Genomic DNA, 17,551 nt, shown 5'->3' with positions numbered 1-17,551 from the left:
AAAGACGACAAGGTCTTGGTTGACTATTTTTTATTTTGTTCCATGATGAAAAAAGAAAATCATTATTTCGTCTAGAAGGGGTTAGGAGCCTTGTCTCTAGGAAAAATCTGTTGAAAAATCTTTCTATTTTTGTTACACTAGATAGAAAGATAGCGAAGGAGACAAAATGGCGGATCGAGGATTATTAATCGTTTTCTCAGGGCCCTCAGGTGTTGGGAAGGGGACGGTTAGACGCGAGATTTTTGAAAGCTCAGACAATCAATTTCAATACTCAGTATCGATGACAACACGTGCACAACGCCCTGGTGAAGTGGACGGAGTAGACTATTTCTTCCGTACACGTGAAGAATTTGAGGAGTTGATTCGTCAAGGTCAAATGCTCGAATATGCTGAATATGTAGGTAATTATTATGGGACTCCCTTGACCTATGTGAACGAGACCCTCGATAAGGGGATCGATGTCTTCCTTGAAATCGAAGTGCAGGGTGCTTTGCAGGTGAAGAAAAAGGTACCAGATGCCGTCTTCATTTTCTTGACTCCTCCCGATTTGGATGAGTTGCAAGATCGTTTGGTTGGACGTGGCACGGATAGTGCGGAAGTGATTGCCCAACGGATCGAAAAGGCCAAAGAAGAAATTGCCTTGATGCGTGAGTATGACTATGCCATTGTTAATGACCAAGTGCCTCTGGCTGCGGAACGTGTCAAACGTGTGATTGAGGCGGAACATTTTCGTGTTGATCGGGTGATTGGTCACTACCAAGAAATGCTTCCCAAAGCCACTCAAGTGGTACGATAATTTAGAATAGGAATTAGGTAAAAAGATTATGATGTTAAAACCATCCATTGATACATTGTTGGATAAAGTACCGTCAAAATACTCATTGGTTATTCTTGAAGCCAAACGAGCTCATGAGTTAGAGAGTGGTGCAAGTCCCACTCAAGAATTTCAATCCGTAAAATCTACCTTGCGTGCCTTGGAAGAGATTGAATCAGGAAATGTGGTGATTCACCCAGATCCAGAAGCCAAGCGCGAAGCGGTTCGTCGTCGAATCGAAGCAGAACGCTTGCGTAAAGAAGAAGAAGAGCGTAAAATTAAAGAACAAATCGCAAAAGAAAAAGAAGATGGGGAAAAAATTTAAGGTTGGGTTCGCTCAATCTTATTTTTTGCTATTTAGCACTAGGGCAGGAAGGAGGTGGAGACATGCTTGCACAAGTCATCGTTGATGTTCCCTTGATGCAAACGGATAAACCCTATAGTTACCAAGTGCCGGAAGAGTTTTCTCCATTCTTGGAAAAAGGAATGCGGGTGCATGTTCCGTTTGGAAAGGGAAATCGGCTCATTCAAGGAATTGTGGTTGGCTTAGAGGAAACCACTCTAGCAGCTCAAGACCAAGAATTAAAAAGTATTGTGGAAGTCTTAGACTACCAACCGGTTCTAGGAGAGGAGCAATTTTGGCTAGCAGATCAGTTGCGAAAGACAGTTTTTGCCTACAAAATTACCCTCTTGAAAGCCATGCTACCGAGTGTTTTAAATTCTTCCTATGATAAAATTCTCCATCCGACAGAACGATTATCGCCAGAAGATCGAGAGGATATTTTTGGAACAGCGACTAGCTTGGCTTTTTCTTCTTTAGATATTGAAGCCCAAGCACGGATGATGCGACTGACTCGTAAGGGAGAGTTGGAAGTAGAATACCAAGCGGTGGATCGTAAACATATCAAAACAGAAAAATGGTATCGGGTAAATCATCTCTTACTTGAAAACTTGGACATCGCCAAAAATGCCAAAAAACGCTTGGCCTTGCGAGACTTTGTCCAAGGGCAGGAAGAGGAAGCGCCTTTAAGTAATTTGTTGGCAGAATTCTCTCGTCCAGTGGTGAATTATTTCATTGATCAAGGTGCCTTGCTTGTGTTTGAAAAGGAAGTCAATCGTGCGGCAGCCTACTTTAAGGACAAGGAGTCGACGGAGGCCTTGATTTTGAATGCTGAACAAGAAGGAGCAGTTCAAGCAGTAACGAGCAAAATTGGCCAACCTTCCAAACCTTTTTTGTTAGAAGGAGTGACAGGAAGTGGGAAGACAGAGGTGTACCTTCAAATCATTCAAGAGGTGCTAGAAAAGGGAAAAACAGCTATTATGCTGGTTCCTGAGATTTCCTTGACGCCTCAAGTGACGGATCGCTTCATTTCTCGCTTTGGAGATCGGGTAGCCATCCTCCATTCGGGTCTATCCAACGGTGAAAAATACGATGAGTGGAGACGAGTAGAGCGAGGTGAGGCCCAAGTAGTCGTTGGAGCTCGGTCTGCTATCTTTGCTCCTCTTAAGAATTTAGGAGCTATCATTATTGACGAAGAGCATGAGGCTACGTATAAACAAGATAGCAATCCTCGTTATCATGCGCGTGAGGTTGCCCTGCTTCGGTCTCAGTACCACCAGGCTGTTTTGGTCTTTGGATCGGCAACTCCCAGTCTAGAAACGCGGGCTCGTGCAGGAAAAGGGGTCTATGAATTTCTTCAATTGACCCAACGGGCTAACCCTCTTGCCCGCATTCCAGAGGTAGAAGTGATCGATTTTAGGGACTATATTGGCCAGCAAGAATCCGGAACCTATACACCTAAGTTGCTTGATGCGATTGCAGAACGATTGCAACGAAAAGAGCAAGTCGTCCTCATGCTCAATCGCCGGGGTTATTCCAGCTTTGTCATGTGTCGCGAGTGTGGTCAGGTAGATACCTGTCCGAATTGTGATATCTCCTTGACCCTCCATATGGACACCAAGACCATGGATTGCCACTATTGCAACTACCGTAAGCCAATCCCAACAGTCTGTCCTAATTGCCAAAGTCGATCCATTCGCTATTATGGGACGGGGACCCAGAAGGCCTACGATGAGCTACAAGAAATTTTCCCTGAAGCCCGCATTTTGCGGATGGATGTCGATACCACTCGGAAAAAAGGGAGTCACGAAGCTTTGTTGGACCAGTTTGGTCAAGGACAAGCCGACATTTTACTGGGGACCCAGATGATCGCCAAAGGTTTGGATTTTCCAAATGTAACGCTAGTCGGTGTCCTTAATGCTGATACAGCCCTAAATTTGCCTGATTTTCGCTCGTCAGAGCGGACCTTCCAACTCTTAACCCAGGTGGCAGGACGGGCTGGTCGTGCGGATAAAGAAGGACAGGTTCTAATCCAGACCTATAATCCTCATCATTATGCCATTGAATATGCGAAACGCCAAGATTACGAAGGTTTTTATGCCTATGAAATGAAGGTCCGCCACCAATTGGGCTATCCACCTTATTATTACACTGTAGGTTTGACCCTTTCTCACAAACAAGAAGAGGTTGTGGTTAAAAAAGCTTATCAGGTGATGGACCTGTTGAAAGCAGGTCTATCAGACCAAGTCCAAATCTTGGGACCAACGCCAAAACCGATTGCTCGTACGCATAATTTATTCCATTATCAGATCCTGCTGAAGTACCGGTTTGAAGACCAGTTACCACAAGTCTTAAATCAGATTTTGGACTATACTCAAGAGCGGGAAAATCAAGATCTTCGGGTCAGCATTGACAATGAACCGCAAAGTTTTATGTAGAAGGAGAAAAAATGACAAAAATACTATTTATGGGAACGCCTGATTTCTCGGCTACAGTTTTAAAAGGCTTGATTTCTGACGAACGCTATGAGATTCTAGCCGTTGTGACTCAACCAGATCGAGCAGTTGGTCGGAAAAAAGAAATTCGGATGACGCCGGTAAAAGAAGTGGCTTTAGAAGCAGGCTTACCAGTCTACCAGCCGGAAAAACTATCTGGAAGCCAGGAGTTAGAAGATTTATTAGCTTTGGGGGCAGATGGGATCGTCACAGCAGCCTTTGGACAATTCTTGCCGAGTCGTTTGTTAGAGGCGATGAAGTTTGCTGTCAACGTGCATGCTTCCCTTCTTCCAAAATACCGTGGTGGAGCTCCTATCCATTATGCCATCATGAATGGGGATAAGGAAGCTGGTGTGACCATCATGGAAATGGTCAAAGAGATGGATGCCGGAGATATGATTTCCTCTCGCGCCATCCCTATTTTAGAAGAGGACAATGTGGGAACCATGTTTGAGAAATTGGCTCTTGTCGGTCGGGATCTTCTCTTAGAAACCTTACCACCTTACCTTGCGGGAGAGCTCAAACCACAAGCCCAGGATCCCAAACAAGTAACCTTCTCTCCCAATATCAAACCGGAAGAAGAACGCCTGGATTGGACGCGGACCAACCGTGAACTCTTTAACCAAGTTCGAGGCATGTATCCTTGGCCAGTTGCCCATACCTTATGGAAGGGGGAACGCTTCAAGGTTTACCAAGCAAAACCATGTGAAGGACAAGGAAAACCAGGAGAAATTTTGGCTCTCCATAAAAATGAAATCGTTGTTGCGACGGGGGAGGGAGCCTTGGCCTTGACCCTGGTTCAGCCAGCTGGCAAACCTAAAATGGCTGTTGGAGATTTCTTAAATGGCTTAGGGCGACAATTGCAAGTAGGTGATCAATTTGGTAAATAAGCTACAGACTGCACGTGGATTGGCCCTCTCTACCCTAGGAGAGATTTTCCAGGACGGTGCTTTTTCAAATATCGCCCTCAAAAAAGCTCTGGGAAAGTCAACTTTGTCAGAAGTGGATAAAAGTCTGGTGACTGAAATTGTCTATGGGACGGTTTCGCGTAAACTAACCTTGGAATGGTATCTATCGCACTTTGTCGCTGATCGAGACCAGGTAGACCCATGGATTTATCATCTTTTATTGATGAGCCTTTATCAGTTCGTCTATCTTGAGAAGATTCCTCCCCATGCTGTTGTCCATGAAGCAGTAGAGCTTGCCAAGCAACGGAAGAAGGGGAGCGAAAAATATGTCAATGCTCTCTTACGGAAAATGCTACGAGAGGGGCTTCCGTCGATTGACCAGATTAAACGAGTCAACAAACGACTTTCGATCCGTTATTCACTACCGGTTTGGTTGGTGAAAAAGTTGCTTGATGAGTATGGGAAAAAGCGGGCAATCGCTATTTTTGAAAGTCTCTATGTTCGCAACAAGGCCAGTGTTCGAGTTGTTGACCTTGACCAAAAAGAAGACATCAAGGAACAGTTGCAGGCTTCGGATTCCTTATTGGCCTCAACAGCTCTTGTAAAGGAAAACGGCTATTTTGCGGGCTCTGATTACTTCAAACAAGGAAAGATAACCATCCAAGATGAGACCAGTCAATTGGTGGCACCTGCTTTGGAAATTCAACCTACGGATCAGGTGCTGGATGCCTGTGCAGCTCCTGGTGGCAAGACCACTCATCTAGCTTCTTATCTAGTCGATGGGAAGATTACAGCTTTGGACTTGTACGATCATAAGCTCCAATTAATTCAGGAAAACGCGGAGCGTCTTGGAGTAGCAGATAAAATCCAGACAAAAAAACTGGATGCCAGCAAGGTATTTGAAGCTTTTGGGGCGGATGCCTTCGATAAAATCTTGGTAGATGCCCCTTGCTCTGGGATTGGTTTGATCCGCCGAAAGCCAGACATCAAGTATAATAAAGATAATGCTGACTTTGCGTCTCTGCAGGCGATTCAATTGGAAATATTGGATGGAGTTTGTCAAAGTGTACGGAAAGATGGTATAATAGTCTACAGTACATGCACAATTATAGGAGAAGAGAATTTTGATGTGGTTCACCAGTTTTTAGAAACCCATCCAAATTTTGAACTCGTGCCATTAGATCATGAACGAAAAGATATTCTGAAAGATGGTTGTATGTTAATTACACCAGAATTGTATGGAAGCGATGGTTTCTTTATTAGTCGTTTTCGAAGAATATCGTAATCTCAGGAGGATACGGACAGTATGGAAATTTCTATCTTAACCGATGTAGGTCAAAGACGGACAAATAACCAAGACTATGCAAATCAATATAAAAACAAAGCGGGAAAATCCATGATTTTTCTAGCTGATGGGATGGGGGGACATCGTGCTGGCAATATTGCTAGCGAGATGGCTGTTACAGATCTTGGCGCTGCTTGGGTAGCGACTGAAATCAGCACCATTAACGAAGTAAGAGAGTGGTTTGCAGAGAATTTGGAAAAAGAAAACCAGCAGATCCATCGCATTGGTCAAGATGAAGAACATAAAGGAATGGGAACAACGCTGGAAGCTCTTGCCATTATCGATGACCAAGTCTTATTTGCGCATGTAGGAGATTCCCGAATTGGACTCGTGCGTAATGGGGAATACCATCAATTGACCAATGACCATTCTTTAGTAAATGCCTTGCTCAAAGCTGGACAAATTACGGAAGAAGAGGCAGCTCATCATCCACAACGCAATATCATCACCCAATCTATTGGACAAAAGGATGAATTACAACCGGACTTTGGTATGCTTACGGTTGAAGCGGGAGATTTCATTGTTATCAATAGTGATGGATTAACCAATATGATCTCTGGTGATGAAATCCGTGATATCCTTGTCAGCGATTTATCGGTTGAAGAAAAGGCAAAAACCTTGGTTCGCTTTGCGAATAATGCTGGTGGTTTGGACAATATTACAGTTGTACTGATTCACTTTGCTGAGGAGGATATGGCATGATTCAAATCGGCAAAATTTTTGCCGGACGATATAAGATAATCCGCCAAATCGGGCGTGGAGGGATGGCAGATGTCTATCTCGCTCGGGATTTAATCTTAGATGGTGAAGAAGTTGCAGTTAAAGTACTGAGGACCAATTACCAAACAGATCCAATTGCAGTTGCTCGCTTCCAACGAGAGGCTAAAGCGATGGCAGATTTGGATCATCCAAATATCGTTCGGATCACGGATATCGGTGAAGAGGAAGGCCAACAATACTTGGCGATGGAATATGTCGCTGGCTTAGACTTGAAACGTTATATCAAGGAAAATGCTCCTCTTTCAAATGAAGAAGCCGTTCGCTTGATGGGGCAAATCCTTCTTGCTATGCGCTTGGCGCACACGCAAGGGATTATTCACCGTGACTTAAAGCCTCAAAACGTTCTTTTAACACCAGATGGAAATGCCAAGGTCTCTGACTTTGGGATTGCGGTAGCCTTTGCAGAAACGAGTCTCACTCAGACAAACTCTATGTTGGGATCGGTTCATTATTTGTCTCCTGAACAAGCTAGAGGATCGAAAGCTTCTGTTCAAAGCGATATTTATGCAATGGGGATTATATTCTACGAAATGCTGACGGGACATATCCCTTATGATGGGGATAGTGCAGTGACGATCGCGCTACAACATTTCCAAAAACCACTTCCGTCCATCATCGAAGAGAATAAAAATGTTCCACAGGCCTTGGAAAATGTGGTTATTAAAGCAACAGCAAAGAAACTATCCGATCGCTATAAGTCGGTAGCTGAAATGTATGTTGACCTCTCTAGTTGCTTATCTTATGAGCGTCGTAACGAGAAAAAATTGGTCTTTGATGATGCTTCAAAAGCAGATACCAAAACCCTACCAAAGGTAAACGTGGTTCCAAAACCAACGCCACTTCCAACATCAGATGTTCGTCCGGTTGTTCATGAGGACCTACCAGGGGCTTCAGAGGATAGAACGGTTCCAGTTTCTCCAAAAAATAAGCCACGTCGTCGTTTGAGGACACGCTACAAAGTCTTGTTTGTTGCTTTAGCTTTGGTACTAGCTGCCTTTGCCTTTCTTCTTTATATGAGTCCAGCCAACAAAACAGTTCCGGATGTATCTGGAAAAACTGTTGCAGAAGCTCGTGCTATCATTGAAGATCAGAATCTTCAAGTTGGAGACGAAAAAGAAGAATACAGTGATTCTGTACTTGAAGGCTATGTGATTCGTACCAATCCAAATGCAGGAGCTCAGAAAAAAGAAAAAAGCAAGGTTGATTTGGTTGTCTCGAAAGGACCAAGCACCTTTGATATGCCAGACTATACTGGTATGTCTAGAGAAAATGCAGAAAATGATCTGAAAACCAACTATAAGCTTTCTAGCAAACTCATTTCGATTGAAGAAGTCGAGACCAATGAAGTAGAACCAGGAATCGTTATTGAGCAATCTCCTGTCGCTGGTCAAAAATATGATTTGACTTCTAATACGAAGGTTGTTCTGAAAGTATCTAAGGAAAGTAATTCTATCGATTTACCAAGTTATGTCGGTTCTGATTATGAGTTTGCTGTCTCTAATCTCGTTGAAATCTACGGGGTGAAGGAAGCAAATATTGAACGGAAGACCACATCGCATCTTCCAGCTGGAGTAGAAGTCTTACCAGGTCAAATTGTGAGTCAGACTCCGGAAGCTCAATCAAGCATCGATATTAAGAAGACTCGCATTGTCTTGACCGTGTACGAACCGAAGACGGAACCATCAAGTAGTACGAAAGCTTCAAGCAGTTCATCAGAAGGTTCAACCTCTACAACAGTGGAATCACATTCCAATACAGAATCCTCAGCTATCACTGAACCAGAACCTTAACGTGATGATCATATAAAACCAGACCAAATTGGTCTGGTTTTTTTAGTACAGAGAGAGTTGGGATGAATCCTTCTAGAGGCGGAAGCGAATTCCTTGGAATTTTGATAAAATAGAATGGAGAGGTTCAATTATGTGGAAGATTCAATTGTTTGTGTTTGTGGAAGCTTTGTTACTCACCATGGCTGCAATCACTATTTTAGCGGGAAATATATCTCGTATTGTCCTAATCGTTGTTCTTTGCTTACTTCTATTGTATTATTACATCGGAAAACAGCGGAGTAATTTTCTTTTAGTGGCATCCAGCATCCTGCTGTTTTTTATTGTCATGCTAAATCCCTATGTCATCGCTGCGCTTTTGTTTGCCGTAGTCTATGCCATGCTAGTGGCTTATCCTTATTTTTACCGTGAAAACAAAGAAGTGAAGATAGATTATGAGGAAGATGTAGAAATCCGACAAGAGAAAACGCCTTGGATTGGAGATCTGCATCATTTTTCAAAGGTAAACTGCCATTTTCGTGATTTAACGATTATACGTTTAGTCGGGAAGGATACGATTCACTTAGACGAAGTGATTGTGGTAAATCATGACAATGTCATAATCATGAGAAAGATGTTTGGCAATACTAAAATTATTTTGCCAGTGGATGTGGAGCTTAGCTTGCAGGTGAATACCTTATATGGAGAATTACGCCTCTTCTCTCAAAAACCTAGGAAATTGAGAAATGAGACAGTTAGCATGGAGACGCCAAATTATCGAAGTTCCCATCGGACAGTGAAGCTTGTTGTAGCAGGAATCGTTGGAGATGTGGAGGTGGTTAGAGGATGAAACGAACAGACTATCTTTTAATCTTCCTTTATACGGTCTTGATTCTAGCTGTTATTATCCATTCTATCTTTGGTCTCTTCGACTTTCAGTGGACTTATCTATTGGAAGATTTATCAAAGCTTCGTGCATTTCTGTTTATTGGCTTTGGATTGACGGTTGCTCTCACTATCTTGATGATTTTATTGATTAAATTGATTCAATTTACAATTATGAACACCGTCCAAAAAAACTTAAGAAGCTTGCTCGAAGGCAAGAAGCTAAAACTTGGAGAAAACAAAGAGATTAATGAAGAATTTCAGCGCTTGGATCGGAAGCTCAAACGCCTGACAGAAAATTTGCAACGAACAGAAAATCGAGTCATGCAAAATGAAGAAGAGATTGTGGAAAGAGAACGCAGGCGAATTGCGCGAGATCTCCATGATACGGTGAGCCAAGAATTATTTGCAGCCAACATGATCTTGTCCGGTGTAGCCAGCCAGGATCAAGTTCTTCAACTTCCTAAAGTAGGGCAACAGTTGAAGGGAGTTACAGAGATTCTAAATACCGCTCAAAATGATTTGCGAATTTTGCTACTGCATTTACGGCCGACAGAATTGGAAGGTCGGAACCTAGTAGAAGGTCTGCAGGTGATTTTTAGAGAACTACAAGAAAAGAGCAATTTAGAAGTTCATTTTGAACACGATGTTCAAAAATTACCTAAAGCCATTGAAGAGCATATTTTCCGGATTGTGCAAGAAGTGGTTAGCAATACATTGAAACATGCTCATGCCAAGCGATTAGATGTTTATCTTTTGCAAGCAGAACAATCCCTCCATCTCAAGATAGCAGATGACGGAGTAGGCTTTGATCCAGAATCGCTGGGTGAACTAAGTTACGGTATGAAAAATATTCAAGATCGAGTGGATGACATGGCAGGAAGAATTAAAATTTTGGCCAGTCCCAAAAAAGGAGTGGCCATTGATATCAAAGTGCCATTAGTAGAAGGAGAAAATGATGAAATTATTACTAGTAGATGATCATGAGATGGTCCGATTAGGATTAAAAAGTTATTTAAGTATGCAAGAGGGGATTGACCAAGTCCTAGAGGCTAGTGATGGTCAAGAGGGTGTCGAGTTAGCCTTACAAGAACGACCTGACGTCATTATTATGGATATTGTCATGCCCCATATGAGCGGGATTGAAGCGACGCTCGCCATCTTAAAGGAATGGCCAGATGCAAAAATATTAATCCTAACGTCCTATCTGGACAATGAAAAAATTTACCCTGTCTTGGATGCGGGAGCTAAAGGCTATATGCTCAAAACTTCCAGTGCAGAGGAAATTCTCCGTGCAATCTACAAGGTGGAGCAGGGAGAGTTGGCGATTGAGACAGAAGTCAGCCAAAAAGTAGAGTATCGAAAAAATCACGTGGAACTCCATGATGACCTGACCGCGCGTGAACGAGATATCTTGGCTTTACTAACCAAGGGGTACGAAAATCAACGGATAGCTGATGAATTATTCATTTCATTAAAAACAGTCAAGACCCATGTGTCGAATATATTGTCAAAATTAGAAGTGAGCGATCGTACCCAAGCAGTAGTTTATGCCTTCCAACATCACTTGGTCTCTCAGGAAGATTTTTAGTCAAAAACATGCTATAATAGACAGCATACTAAATGGAGACCAACATGGATGCAAAAACACGCTACAAAGCGAAAAAGATTAAAATAGTATTTTTTGATATTGACGATACCTTACGAAATGTTGAGACAGGCTATGTTCCAGCTTCGATCACCAGAGTATTCTCTCAATTACGAGAAAAAGGAATTTACACAGCTATTGCTAGTGGACGAGGGATTTTTGGAGTACCAGAAGAAATCAAGGCTCTCCAACCGGACTTCTATGTCACTTTGAATGGCTCCTACGTGATTGATCGCAAGGAAAATGTCATTTATGAAGAAAGGGTGCCAAATCCACTGGTTCAGGATTTTATTGCTTGGACCAAGCAAGTTGGAATTCATTATGGTTTGGTTGGGAGTCATCAAGCAGCCCTGTTTGTTCGGACGGAAGAGATGAGCCAGGCTATTGATCCCATCTATCCAAATTTACCAGTGGATCCTGATTTTGCTACTAAGCATTCTATCTATCAAATGTGGACCTTCGAGACTGGTGAAGCATTCGATGCTCTCCCAGAGGATTTGGCACAAGAATTGCGTTTGGTTCGCTGGCATCCAATTTCATCTGATGTTGTCTTAAATCAGCAATCCAAAGCCCATGGTGTCTCAAAGGTAGTAGAAAAACTGGGGCTCAAACCAGAAAATGTCTTAACATTTGGGGATGGATTGAACGACATAGAATTATTTGACTATGCTGGTTTAGCGATTGCCATGGGAAATGCCCAGGAAGCATTAAAAGCTAAAGCAGATTATGTCACAAAAACTTTAGAAGAAGATGGCATTTTACATGCCTTAGAGGAGTTAAAAATGGTTGAAAAAGAATTGCATTTACCACAAACAAAAATGGATCAAGAAACAGGACCAATCGCGACGATTCATACCAACTATGGAGACCTGAAGATTCGTCTCTTTCCTGATCAAGCACCAAAAACCGTTGCGAACTTTATTGCGCTTGCGAAAGACGGCTATTACAACGGAGTGATTTTCCACCGCATCATTAAAGATTTTATGATCCAAGGTGGCGACCCAACTGGAACAGGAATGGGCGGAGAATCCATCTACGGAGAGTCTTTTGAAGATGAATTCTCTGAAGAATTGTACAATATCCGTGGTGCGCTATCTATGGCCAATGCTGGACCAAATACCAATGGCAGTCAATTCTTCATTGTTCAAAACCAACACCTTCCATATTCTAAAAAGGAAATCGCCCGTGGTGGGTGGCCTGAAGCTATTGCAGAAATTTATGCAGAAGAAGGAGGAACTCCTCATTTGGACCGTCGTCACACAGTATTCGGTCAGTTGATGGACGAAGCTTCTTATCAAGTACTGGATGCAATTGCAGCAGTCGAGACAGGTGCCATGGACAAACCCAAAGAAGATGTGGTGATGGAATCGATTGATATTGAGGGAGACGCATGAGAATCGGGGATAAACTGAAGGGTGTTGTGACAGGGTTGCAACCTTATGGAGCCTTTGTTGAACTAGAGACAGGGGTAACCGGTTTAATCCATATTTCTGAAATCCGCAGTGGGTATATTGACAACATTCATGATATTTTAAAAATTGGAGATGAAATTACTACTCAGGTCATCGATATTGATGAATATTCAGGGAAGGCTAGTTTATCCCTTCGAACCTTAGAAGCTGGGAACAGAAAGCATTTTCGTCATCATCGTTTTTCGAATGATCGCCATAAGATCGGTTTTACTCCTTTAGCCAAGCAATTACCTATTTGGATTAAAGAAAGTAAAGAATTTTTGAGTGATACTGGGCAGGGGGAATAAGAATTTGTTTCTGCAGATAGAAGAAAAAGAGGCTACATTGTAGCCTCTTTCAGATTAAAGACAAAGTAAATTTTAGAAACTTTCCTTAGGTGAGTACGGACGTCAGCGAACCTCGTAGAAGTTCCATGACTAATTATTGAGCCAAAGGTCTCAATAATTCCGAGTACCTGAAACAACTGTGTTTCAGGTACTTTTCTCACAGCGGAAAGTTTTTCATCTTCTTAAATGACTAAAAAATAAAAGTCATTTTTTGAAAATCATCCAGCTGTTTTATGTAAAACAATAGTTTATCTACATTCAAAAAGAGGCTACGATGTAGCCTCTTTCTTATTCTTGATCAAAATCATAAAGAGTAGTAGAAAGGTAACGTTCCCCATTATCTGGTGCTAGAGCTAAGACTTTTTTACCAGCTCCAAGCTCTTTTGCGACTTCAATCGCTGCATAGATAGCGGCGGCAGATGAAATTCCAACTAAGAATCCTTCTTTTCCACCAATGTAGCGACCTAATTCTAAAGCTTGTTCAGAAGTGACACGGATTACGCCATCATAAGAATTTGTATCCAGAGTTTCTGGAATGAAACCTGCTGAAAGTCCTTGGATTTTGTGAGGTCCTGGTTTTTCGCCAGAAAGAATCGCTGATTCATCTGCTTCAACGGCATAGACTTGAACGGCTGGGTTGACTTTTTTCAAGGCATGAGAAACACCTGAAATAGTTCCACCTGTTCCAACACCACTGACGTAGGCATCCAATCCATTTGGCCCAAAAGCTTCTATAATTTCTTGTCCTGTTGTTGCTTCATGGACTTCTGGGTTGGCGCTGTTGTTAAATTGGAGGGGAAGGAAACCGTTTCGTTCTGCAGCGATTTCTTCTGCTTTAGCGATAGCTCCTTTCATTCCTTCACTACCTGGAGTTAAGACCAGTTCAGCTCCATAAGCTTGAATGATTTTCCGACGTTCAACACTCATGGTTTCAGGCATGACGATGACGACTTTATACCCTTTGGCAGCCCCAACCCATGATAAACCAATTCCTGTATTTCCGCTGGTTGCTTCAACGATAGTAGAACCAGGTTGAAGCAGACCATCTCGTTCTGCTTTTTCAATCATGCTAAGAGCAATCCGGTCTTTGACAGATGAACCTGGGTTGAAGGCTTCTAGTTTAACATAGACATCAGCAGCCCCTTCAGGTACCAAGTGGTTCAATTTTACAATAGGTGTTTTTCCGATTAATTCTGTAATATTTTCATAGATTGGCATACGATATACACTCCTTTGTTAGTGTATCCAGTATACAGCCAGTAATCCGGTTTGTAAAATATAAAAAAGCTATCGATGTGATAGCCTTTTTTTATAACTGGATAGGAACTTCCACTTCCTTTAGCCCCTGATCACTAATCTCAACTTTTCCATGGTAAAAATCAATCAGGTCTGCAATCACATCTTCTTTTTGCTCTTTATCTACATAAATCAGACTAAAGACAGCATCGGTGAAGTCTGTCTGAAATTCTGCTAATTGGTGAGCGGATAGAAAGTTCACAAACTCTTGGTATTGGGGATAAGTCAAGGTAATCCCTAACCCAACTTGCTCCTTGATTTCAACGAGACCGATTTCTTTCACAGCCTGAGCGACGCTACCGGCATAAGCACGGATCAGACCGCCTGCGCCTAGCTTGATCCCACCAAAATAACGAGTGACAACGCAGCAGACATTGGTCAACTCATGATTTTCTAGCACACCTAGCATGGGAACGCCGGCAGTACCACTCGGTTCTCCGTCGTCGCTGGTCCGTTTGATCTCAAACTGTTGGCCTATGACAAATGCGGAGCAATTGTGAGTTGCCTTGTAATGTTCTTTCTTGACAGCAGCTATAAAGTCGCGAGCTTCCTCTTCAGTATAGACCCGTTTAGCATGGCAAAGAAAGCGAGATTTTTTAATTTCTTCTTGGACGAGGCCGTCCTCTTTAAATGTCTTGTATTCCATACACTTATTTTACAAAAAAACTCGCAAAACTGCGAGTTTTTACGAATATATAAGTATGAAAGTTGAAGATTGTTATGGAAGGTTGTTCACCCAAGAACAACTAGAGGTGGAACTGCTTGGACAAGCCCAAGAACTGCCAGCTATGGTAGAGGAAAAGACGGGCTTGTTTTGTAATCGGTGTGGGACTAAGATTGATAAAAGCAAATGGAAACTACAGATAGGAAGCTACTATTGTAGAGCCTGCATTCAATTAGGAAGAGTTAGGAGCGACCAAGTACTCTATTACTTTCTCCAGCAAGCCTTTCCACAGGAAGAAGTCCTAAGATGGCAGGGGAGCTTGACGCCATTTCAAAGTCGGGTTTCTCAAGAGTTGGTTCAATCCTTAACAGATAGAAAGCCTATGATGGTACACGCAGTTACAGGAGCAGGTAAAACGGAAATGATGTACCAAGTGGTAGCGGAAACGATTAAAAAAGGGAGATGTGTTTGCATTGCTACACCAAGGATTGACGTGTGTATTGAATTATATAAGCGAATGACAAAGGACTTTTCCTGCCCCATCTCGTTGTTGCACGGTGATTCAGAACCTTATTTCCGAACGACTCTCGTCATATCCACCACACATCAACTATTAAAATTTTATCAAGCTTTTGACCTCCTCATAATCGATGAAGTCGATGCCTTTCCTTTTGTTGATAACCCTGTTCTCTACCATGCCGTTTCAAATGCCGTAACCAAGAATGGAAAGCTCATCTATTTGACAGCTACCTCAACAAAAGAGTTAGATAAAAAGGTCAAAAAACAGGAAATAAACCGCGTTAGCCTACCCAGACGCTTTCACGGAAACCCTCTAGTAATTCCTAGAAAAGTATGGCTAAAAGATCTACGAAAGAAAGTAGAAAAGAAGCAAGTACCAGGGAAGTTACTCAGACTAATAAAGGAGCAACGAAAAACAAGCTTTCCACTGATCTTATTTGTATCAGAGATTGAATTAGGAGAAAAGCTCCTTAACCTCTTAAGACAGAACTTCAAGGATGAAATCATCGAACTGGTGACCTCTAAAACAGAAAATAGGTTAGAACTGGTAGAAAAATTTCGCAACCAAGAAATTACAATCCTTGTTTCAACGACAATCCTGGAAAGGGGAGTTACCTTCCCTAAAGTAGATGTGTTTGTGATTGAGGCCAATCATCGGCTGTTCACTAAGAGCACCCTGGTTCAAATCGCTGGTCGTGTAGGAAGAAGTATGGAAAGACCCACAGGCGAATTACTTTTTCTAGCAGAAGGAACCAGCCAAGAAATGACACAAGCCATTAAAGAAATAAAAGAAATGAATCGGGAGGCAGGATTTTGAGTAACTGTCTGTTATGTGATCAAGAGCTATTCAAACAAGAATCCTTAAGGGATCTCATCCTAATGAAAAAAGAGAATCTCACAATGTGTGACAACTGTAAAAATAAGTTCGAACAAGTTAGTGAAGCTAGTTGCAAAACTTGTTGTAAAAAAAGTTCAGAGATTTCTTGTGAAGATTGCCAAGAGTGGGAACGAAAAGGGAAAAGTGTAAACCATAAAGCACTCTACTACTATAATGAAGAAATGAAGGAATACTTTCAGAAATACAAATTCCAGGGGGATCAACTGTTAGCTGGTCTCTTTGCTGAAGAAGTAAAGGCAGCACTAAAAAAGTATAAAGGGTATACCATTGTTCCAATACCTTTAAGCGATAAGAGAAATGAGAAGAGAGGATTTAATCAGGTAACAGCAATCTTAGAAGCTGCAGGAATCCCTTATCAAGACCTATTAATAAAAAAGGATACAAAAGCCCAATCACAGAAAAATAAAAAAGAAAGATTAAAAGCAGAACAAGCCTTTGAACGAAAAGAGCTTGAAAACAAAAGCTGGCCGGAGAAAATAATGATAATGGATGATATCTACACAACAGGAGCAACAATCGAAAGAGCTAAAGAAATGTTACATGTAAACGAGGTGAAAGAAATAAGATCTTTTTCATTGGCAAGATAGAATAATCAAAAATATATTTGCAAAAATAAAATGAAAGCGTTATAATATAGATATAAAAAGAAAAACGTTTAGAAAGAAGGTACTTATATGATTAAATATAGTATCCGTGGTGAAAACCTAGAAGTAACAGAAGCCATTCACGACTATGTCGTTTCTAAACTCGAAAAAATTGAAAAATATTTTCAAGCAGAGCAAGAATTGGATGCACGTGTAAACCTAAAAGTTTATCGTGAAAAAACTGCAAAAGTTGAAGTCACGATTCCGCTTGGTTCTATTACACTTCGTGCAGAAGATGTTTCTCAAGATATGTATGGATCTATTGACTTGGTAGTTGACAAGATTGAACGTCAAATTCGTAAGAATAAAACAAAGATTGAAAAGAAAAATCGTAGTAAATCTGCAACTAGCAAAATCTTTACAGAAGCTTTAGTAGAAGAAAGTGTTGCATTGGAAAAAGTTGTCCGTACAAAAACGATTGACATTGAACCAATGGAATTAGATGAAGCGATTCTTCAAATGGAACTATTGGGACATGACTTCTTCATCTACAAGGATGTGGAAGACAATACAACTAACGTTATTTACCGTCGCGAAGATGGAGATATTGGACTTCTTGAAGTTAAAGACAAATAAGTTAACACAGTCAGAAAGCTCCTGTAGAATATACAGGAGCTTTCTATATATGTAGGAAATAAATAGTCGCAAATCAAAAAAATAACAAAAAAAATAAAAAAATAGAAAAAAGATATTGACAAGTAGTTTTGGTCGTGATATACTAATATAGTTGTCGCGCGAGAGCGACAAAGAC

17 protein-coding genes are annotated in these 17,551 nt (G+C 41.5%); 15 read left to right on the top strand and 2 right to left on the bottom strand.

Features of this window, described 5'->3' with window-relative positions; genetic code table 11:
- Window positions 1–166 precede the first annotated feature (166 nt).
- The 12 genes from gmk (at window position 167) to DW930_RS06965 (ending at window position 12,740) form a co-directional block, all read left to right on the top strand.
- Window positions 167–796, top strand: a complete 630-nt coding sequence (gene gmk / locus DW930_RS07020; protein ID WP_006596846.1) for a guanylate kinase — start codon at window positions 167–169, stop codon at window positions 794–796.
- Between the two features lie 28 nt (window positions 797–824).
- Window positions 825–1,139: a DNA-directed RNA polymerase subunit omega gene (gene rpoZ, locus DW930_RS07015; RefSeq protein ID WP_042361373.1), complete on the top strand. Its 315-nt coding sequence runs from the start codon at window positions 825–827 to the stop codon at window positions 1,137–1,139.
- 62 nt (window positions 1,140–1,201) lie between these two features.
- Window positions 1,202–3,592 (top strand): primosomal protein N', encoded by a 2,391-nt coding sequence (locus DW930_RS07010; RefSeq protein ID WP_123159646.1) that lies wholly within the window; start codon window positions 1,202–1,204, stop codon window positions 3,590–3,592.
- A gap of 11 nt (window positions 3,593–3,603) precedes the next feature.
- Entirely contained in the window at window positions 3,604–4,539 is a 936-nt protein-coding gene (gene fmt, locus DW930_RS07005) for a methionyl-tRNA formyltransferase (RefSeq protein WP_042507435.1), read from the top strand.
- Window positions 4,529–5,842, top strand: coding sequence for a 16S rRNA (cytosine(967)-C(5))-methyltransferase RsmB (rsmB, locus tag DW930_RS07000; protein ID WP_023022350.1), 1,314 nt, complete (start codon window positions 4,529–4,531; stop codon window positions 5,840–5,842). The genes fmt and rsmB overlap by 11 nt, the downstream gene beginning before the upstream one ends.
- A gap of 21 nt (window positions 5,843–5,863) precedes the next feature.
- Entirely contained in the window at window positions 5,864–6,604 is a 741-nt protein-coding gene (locus DW930_RS06995) for a Stp1/IreP family PP2C-type Ser/Thr phosphatase (RefSeq protein ID WP_023022352.1), read from the top strand.
- A complete protein-coding gene (gene pknB / locus DW930_RS06990; RefSeq protein WP_023022354.1) occupies window positions 6,601–8,472 on the top strand; it encodes a Stk1 family PASTA domain-containing Ser/Thr kinase in 1,872 nt (623 codons plus the stop codon). The genes DW930_RS06995 and pknB overlap by 4 nt, the downstream gene beginning before the upstream one ends.
- A 130-nt stretch (window positions 8,473–8,602) precedes the next feature.
- Window positions 8,603–9,298, top strand: coding sequence for a cell wall-active antibiotics response protein LiaF (liaF, locus tag DW930_RS06985; protein ID WP_023022357.1), 696 nt, complete (start codon window positions 8,603–8,605; stop codon window positions 9,296–9,298).
- Entirely contained in the window at window positions 9,295–10,314 is a 1,020-nt protein-coding gene (locus tag DW930_RS06980) for a sensor histidine kinase (protein ID WP_023022359.1), read from the top strand. Before liaF ends, DW930_RS06980 begins: the two co-directional genes overlap by 4 nt.
- Window positions 10,292–10,924 carry a response regulator transcription factor gene (locus DW930_RS06975; RefSeq protein ID WP_023022361.1) on the top strand — a complete coding sequence of 211 codons (633 nt, stop codon included), beginning with the start codon at window positions 10,292–10,294 and terminating at the stop codon, window positions 10,922–10,924. The genes DW930_RS06980 and DW930_RS06975 overlap by 23 nt, the downstream gene beginning before the upstream one ends.
- 44 nt (window positions 10,925–10,968) lie before the next feature.
- Window positions 10,969–12,375: a Cof-type HAD-IIB family hydrolase gene (locus DW930_RS06970; protein ID WP_123159645.1), complete on the top strand. Its 1,407-nt coding sequence runs from the start codon at window positions 10,969–10,971 to the stop codon at window positions 12,373–12,375.
- A complete protein-coding gene (locus DW930_RS06965; RefSeq protein WP_023022365.1) occupies window positions 12,372–12,740 on the top strand; it encodes a S1 RNA-binding domain-containing protein in 369 nt (122 codons plus the stop codon). Before DW930_RS06970 ends, DW930_RS06965 begins: the two co-directional genes overlap by 4 nt.
- A 327-nt stretch (window positions 12,741–13,067) precedes the next feature.
- Here DW930_RS06965 and cysK read toward each other — a convergent pair whose 3' ends face one another.
- Together cysK and DW930_RS06955 are read right to left on the bottom strand one after the other, a co-directional pair.
- Window positions 13,068–13,997 carry a cysteine synthase A gene (gene cysK, locus DW930_RS06960; protein WP_023022367.1) on the bottom strand — a complete coding sequence of 310 codons (930 nt, stop codon included), beginning with the start codon at window positions 13,995–13,997 and terminating at the stop codon, window positions 13,068–13,070.
- 91 nt (window positions 13,998–14,088) lie between these two features.
- Window positions 14,089–14,721 (bottom strand): YigZ family protein, encoded by a 633-nt coding sequence (locus DW930_RS06955; RefSeq protein ID WP_023022369.1) that lies wholly within the window; start codon window positions 14,719–14,721, stop codon window positions 14,089–14,091.
- 55 nt (window positions 14,722–14,776) lie between these two features.
- Between DW930_RS06955 and DW930_RS06950 the strand changes: the two genes are divergently transcribed.
- The 3 genes from DW930_RS06950 (at window position 14,777) to raiA (ending at window position 17,376) form a co-directional block, all read left to right on the top strand.
- Window positions 14,777–16,075, top strand: coding sequence for a DEAD/DEAH box helicase (locus DW930_RS06950; RefSeq protein ID WP_123159644.1), 1,299 nt, complete (start codon window positions 14,777–14,779; stop codon window positions 16,073–16,075).
- A 62-nt stretch (window positions 16,076–16,137) separates the two neighbouring features.
- Window positions 16,138–16,743 carry a ComF family protein gene (locus tag DW930_RS06945; protein ID WP_224781598.1) on the top strand — a complete coding sequence of 202 codons (606 nt, stop codon included), beginning with the start codon at window positions 16,138–16,140 and terminating at the stop codon, window positions 16,741–16,743.
- An 87-nt stretch (window positions 16,744–16,830) separates the two neighbouring features.
- A complete protein-coding gene (gene raiA / locus DW930_RS06940) occupies window positions 16,831–17,376 on the top strand; it encodes a ribosome-associated translation inhibitor RaiA (RefSeq protein ID WP_023022375.1) in 546 nt (181 codons plus the stop codon).
- Window positions 17,377–17,551: the final 175 nt, after the last annotated feature.

It is taken from the genome of Streptococcus sp. AM43-2AT (assembly GCF_003603405.1).
GTDB lineage: Bacteria > Bacillota > Bacilli > Lactobacillales > Streptococcaceae > Streptococcus > Streptococcus ilei.
The sequence above is the reverse complement of the archived record's forward strand: the minus strand, read 5'-3'. Positions and strand labels throughout refer to the sequence as shown.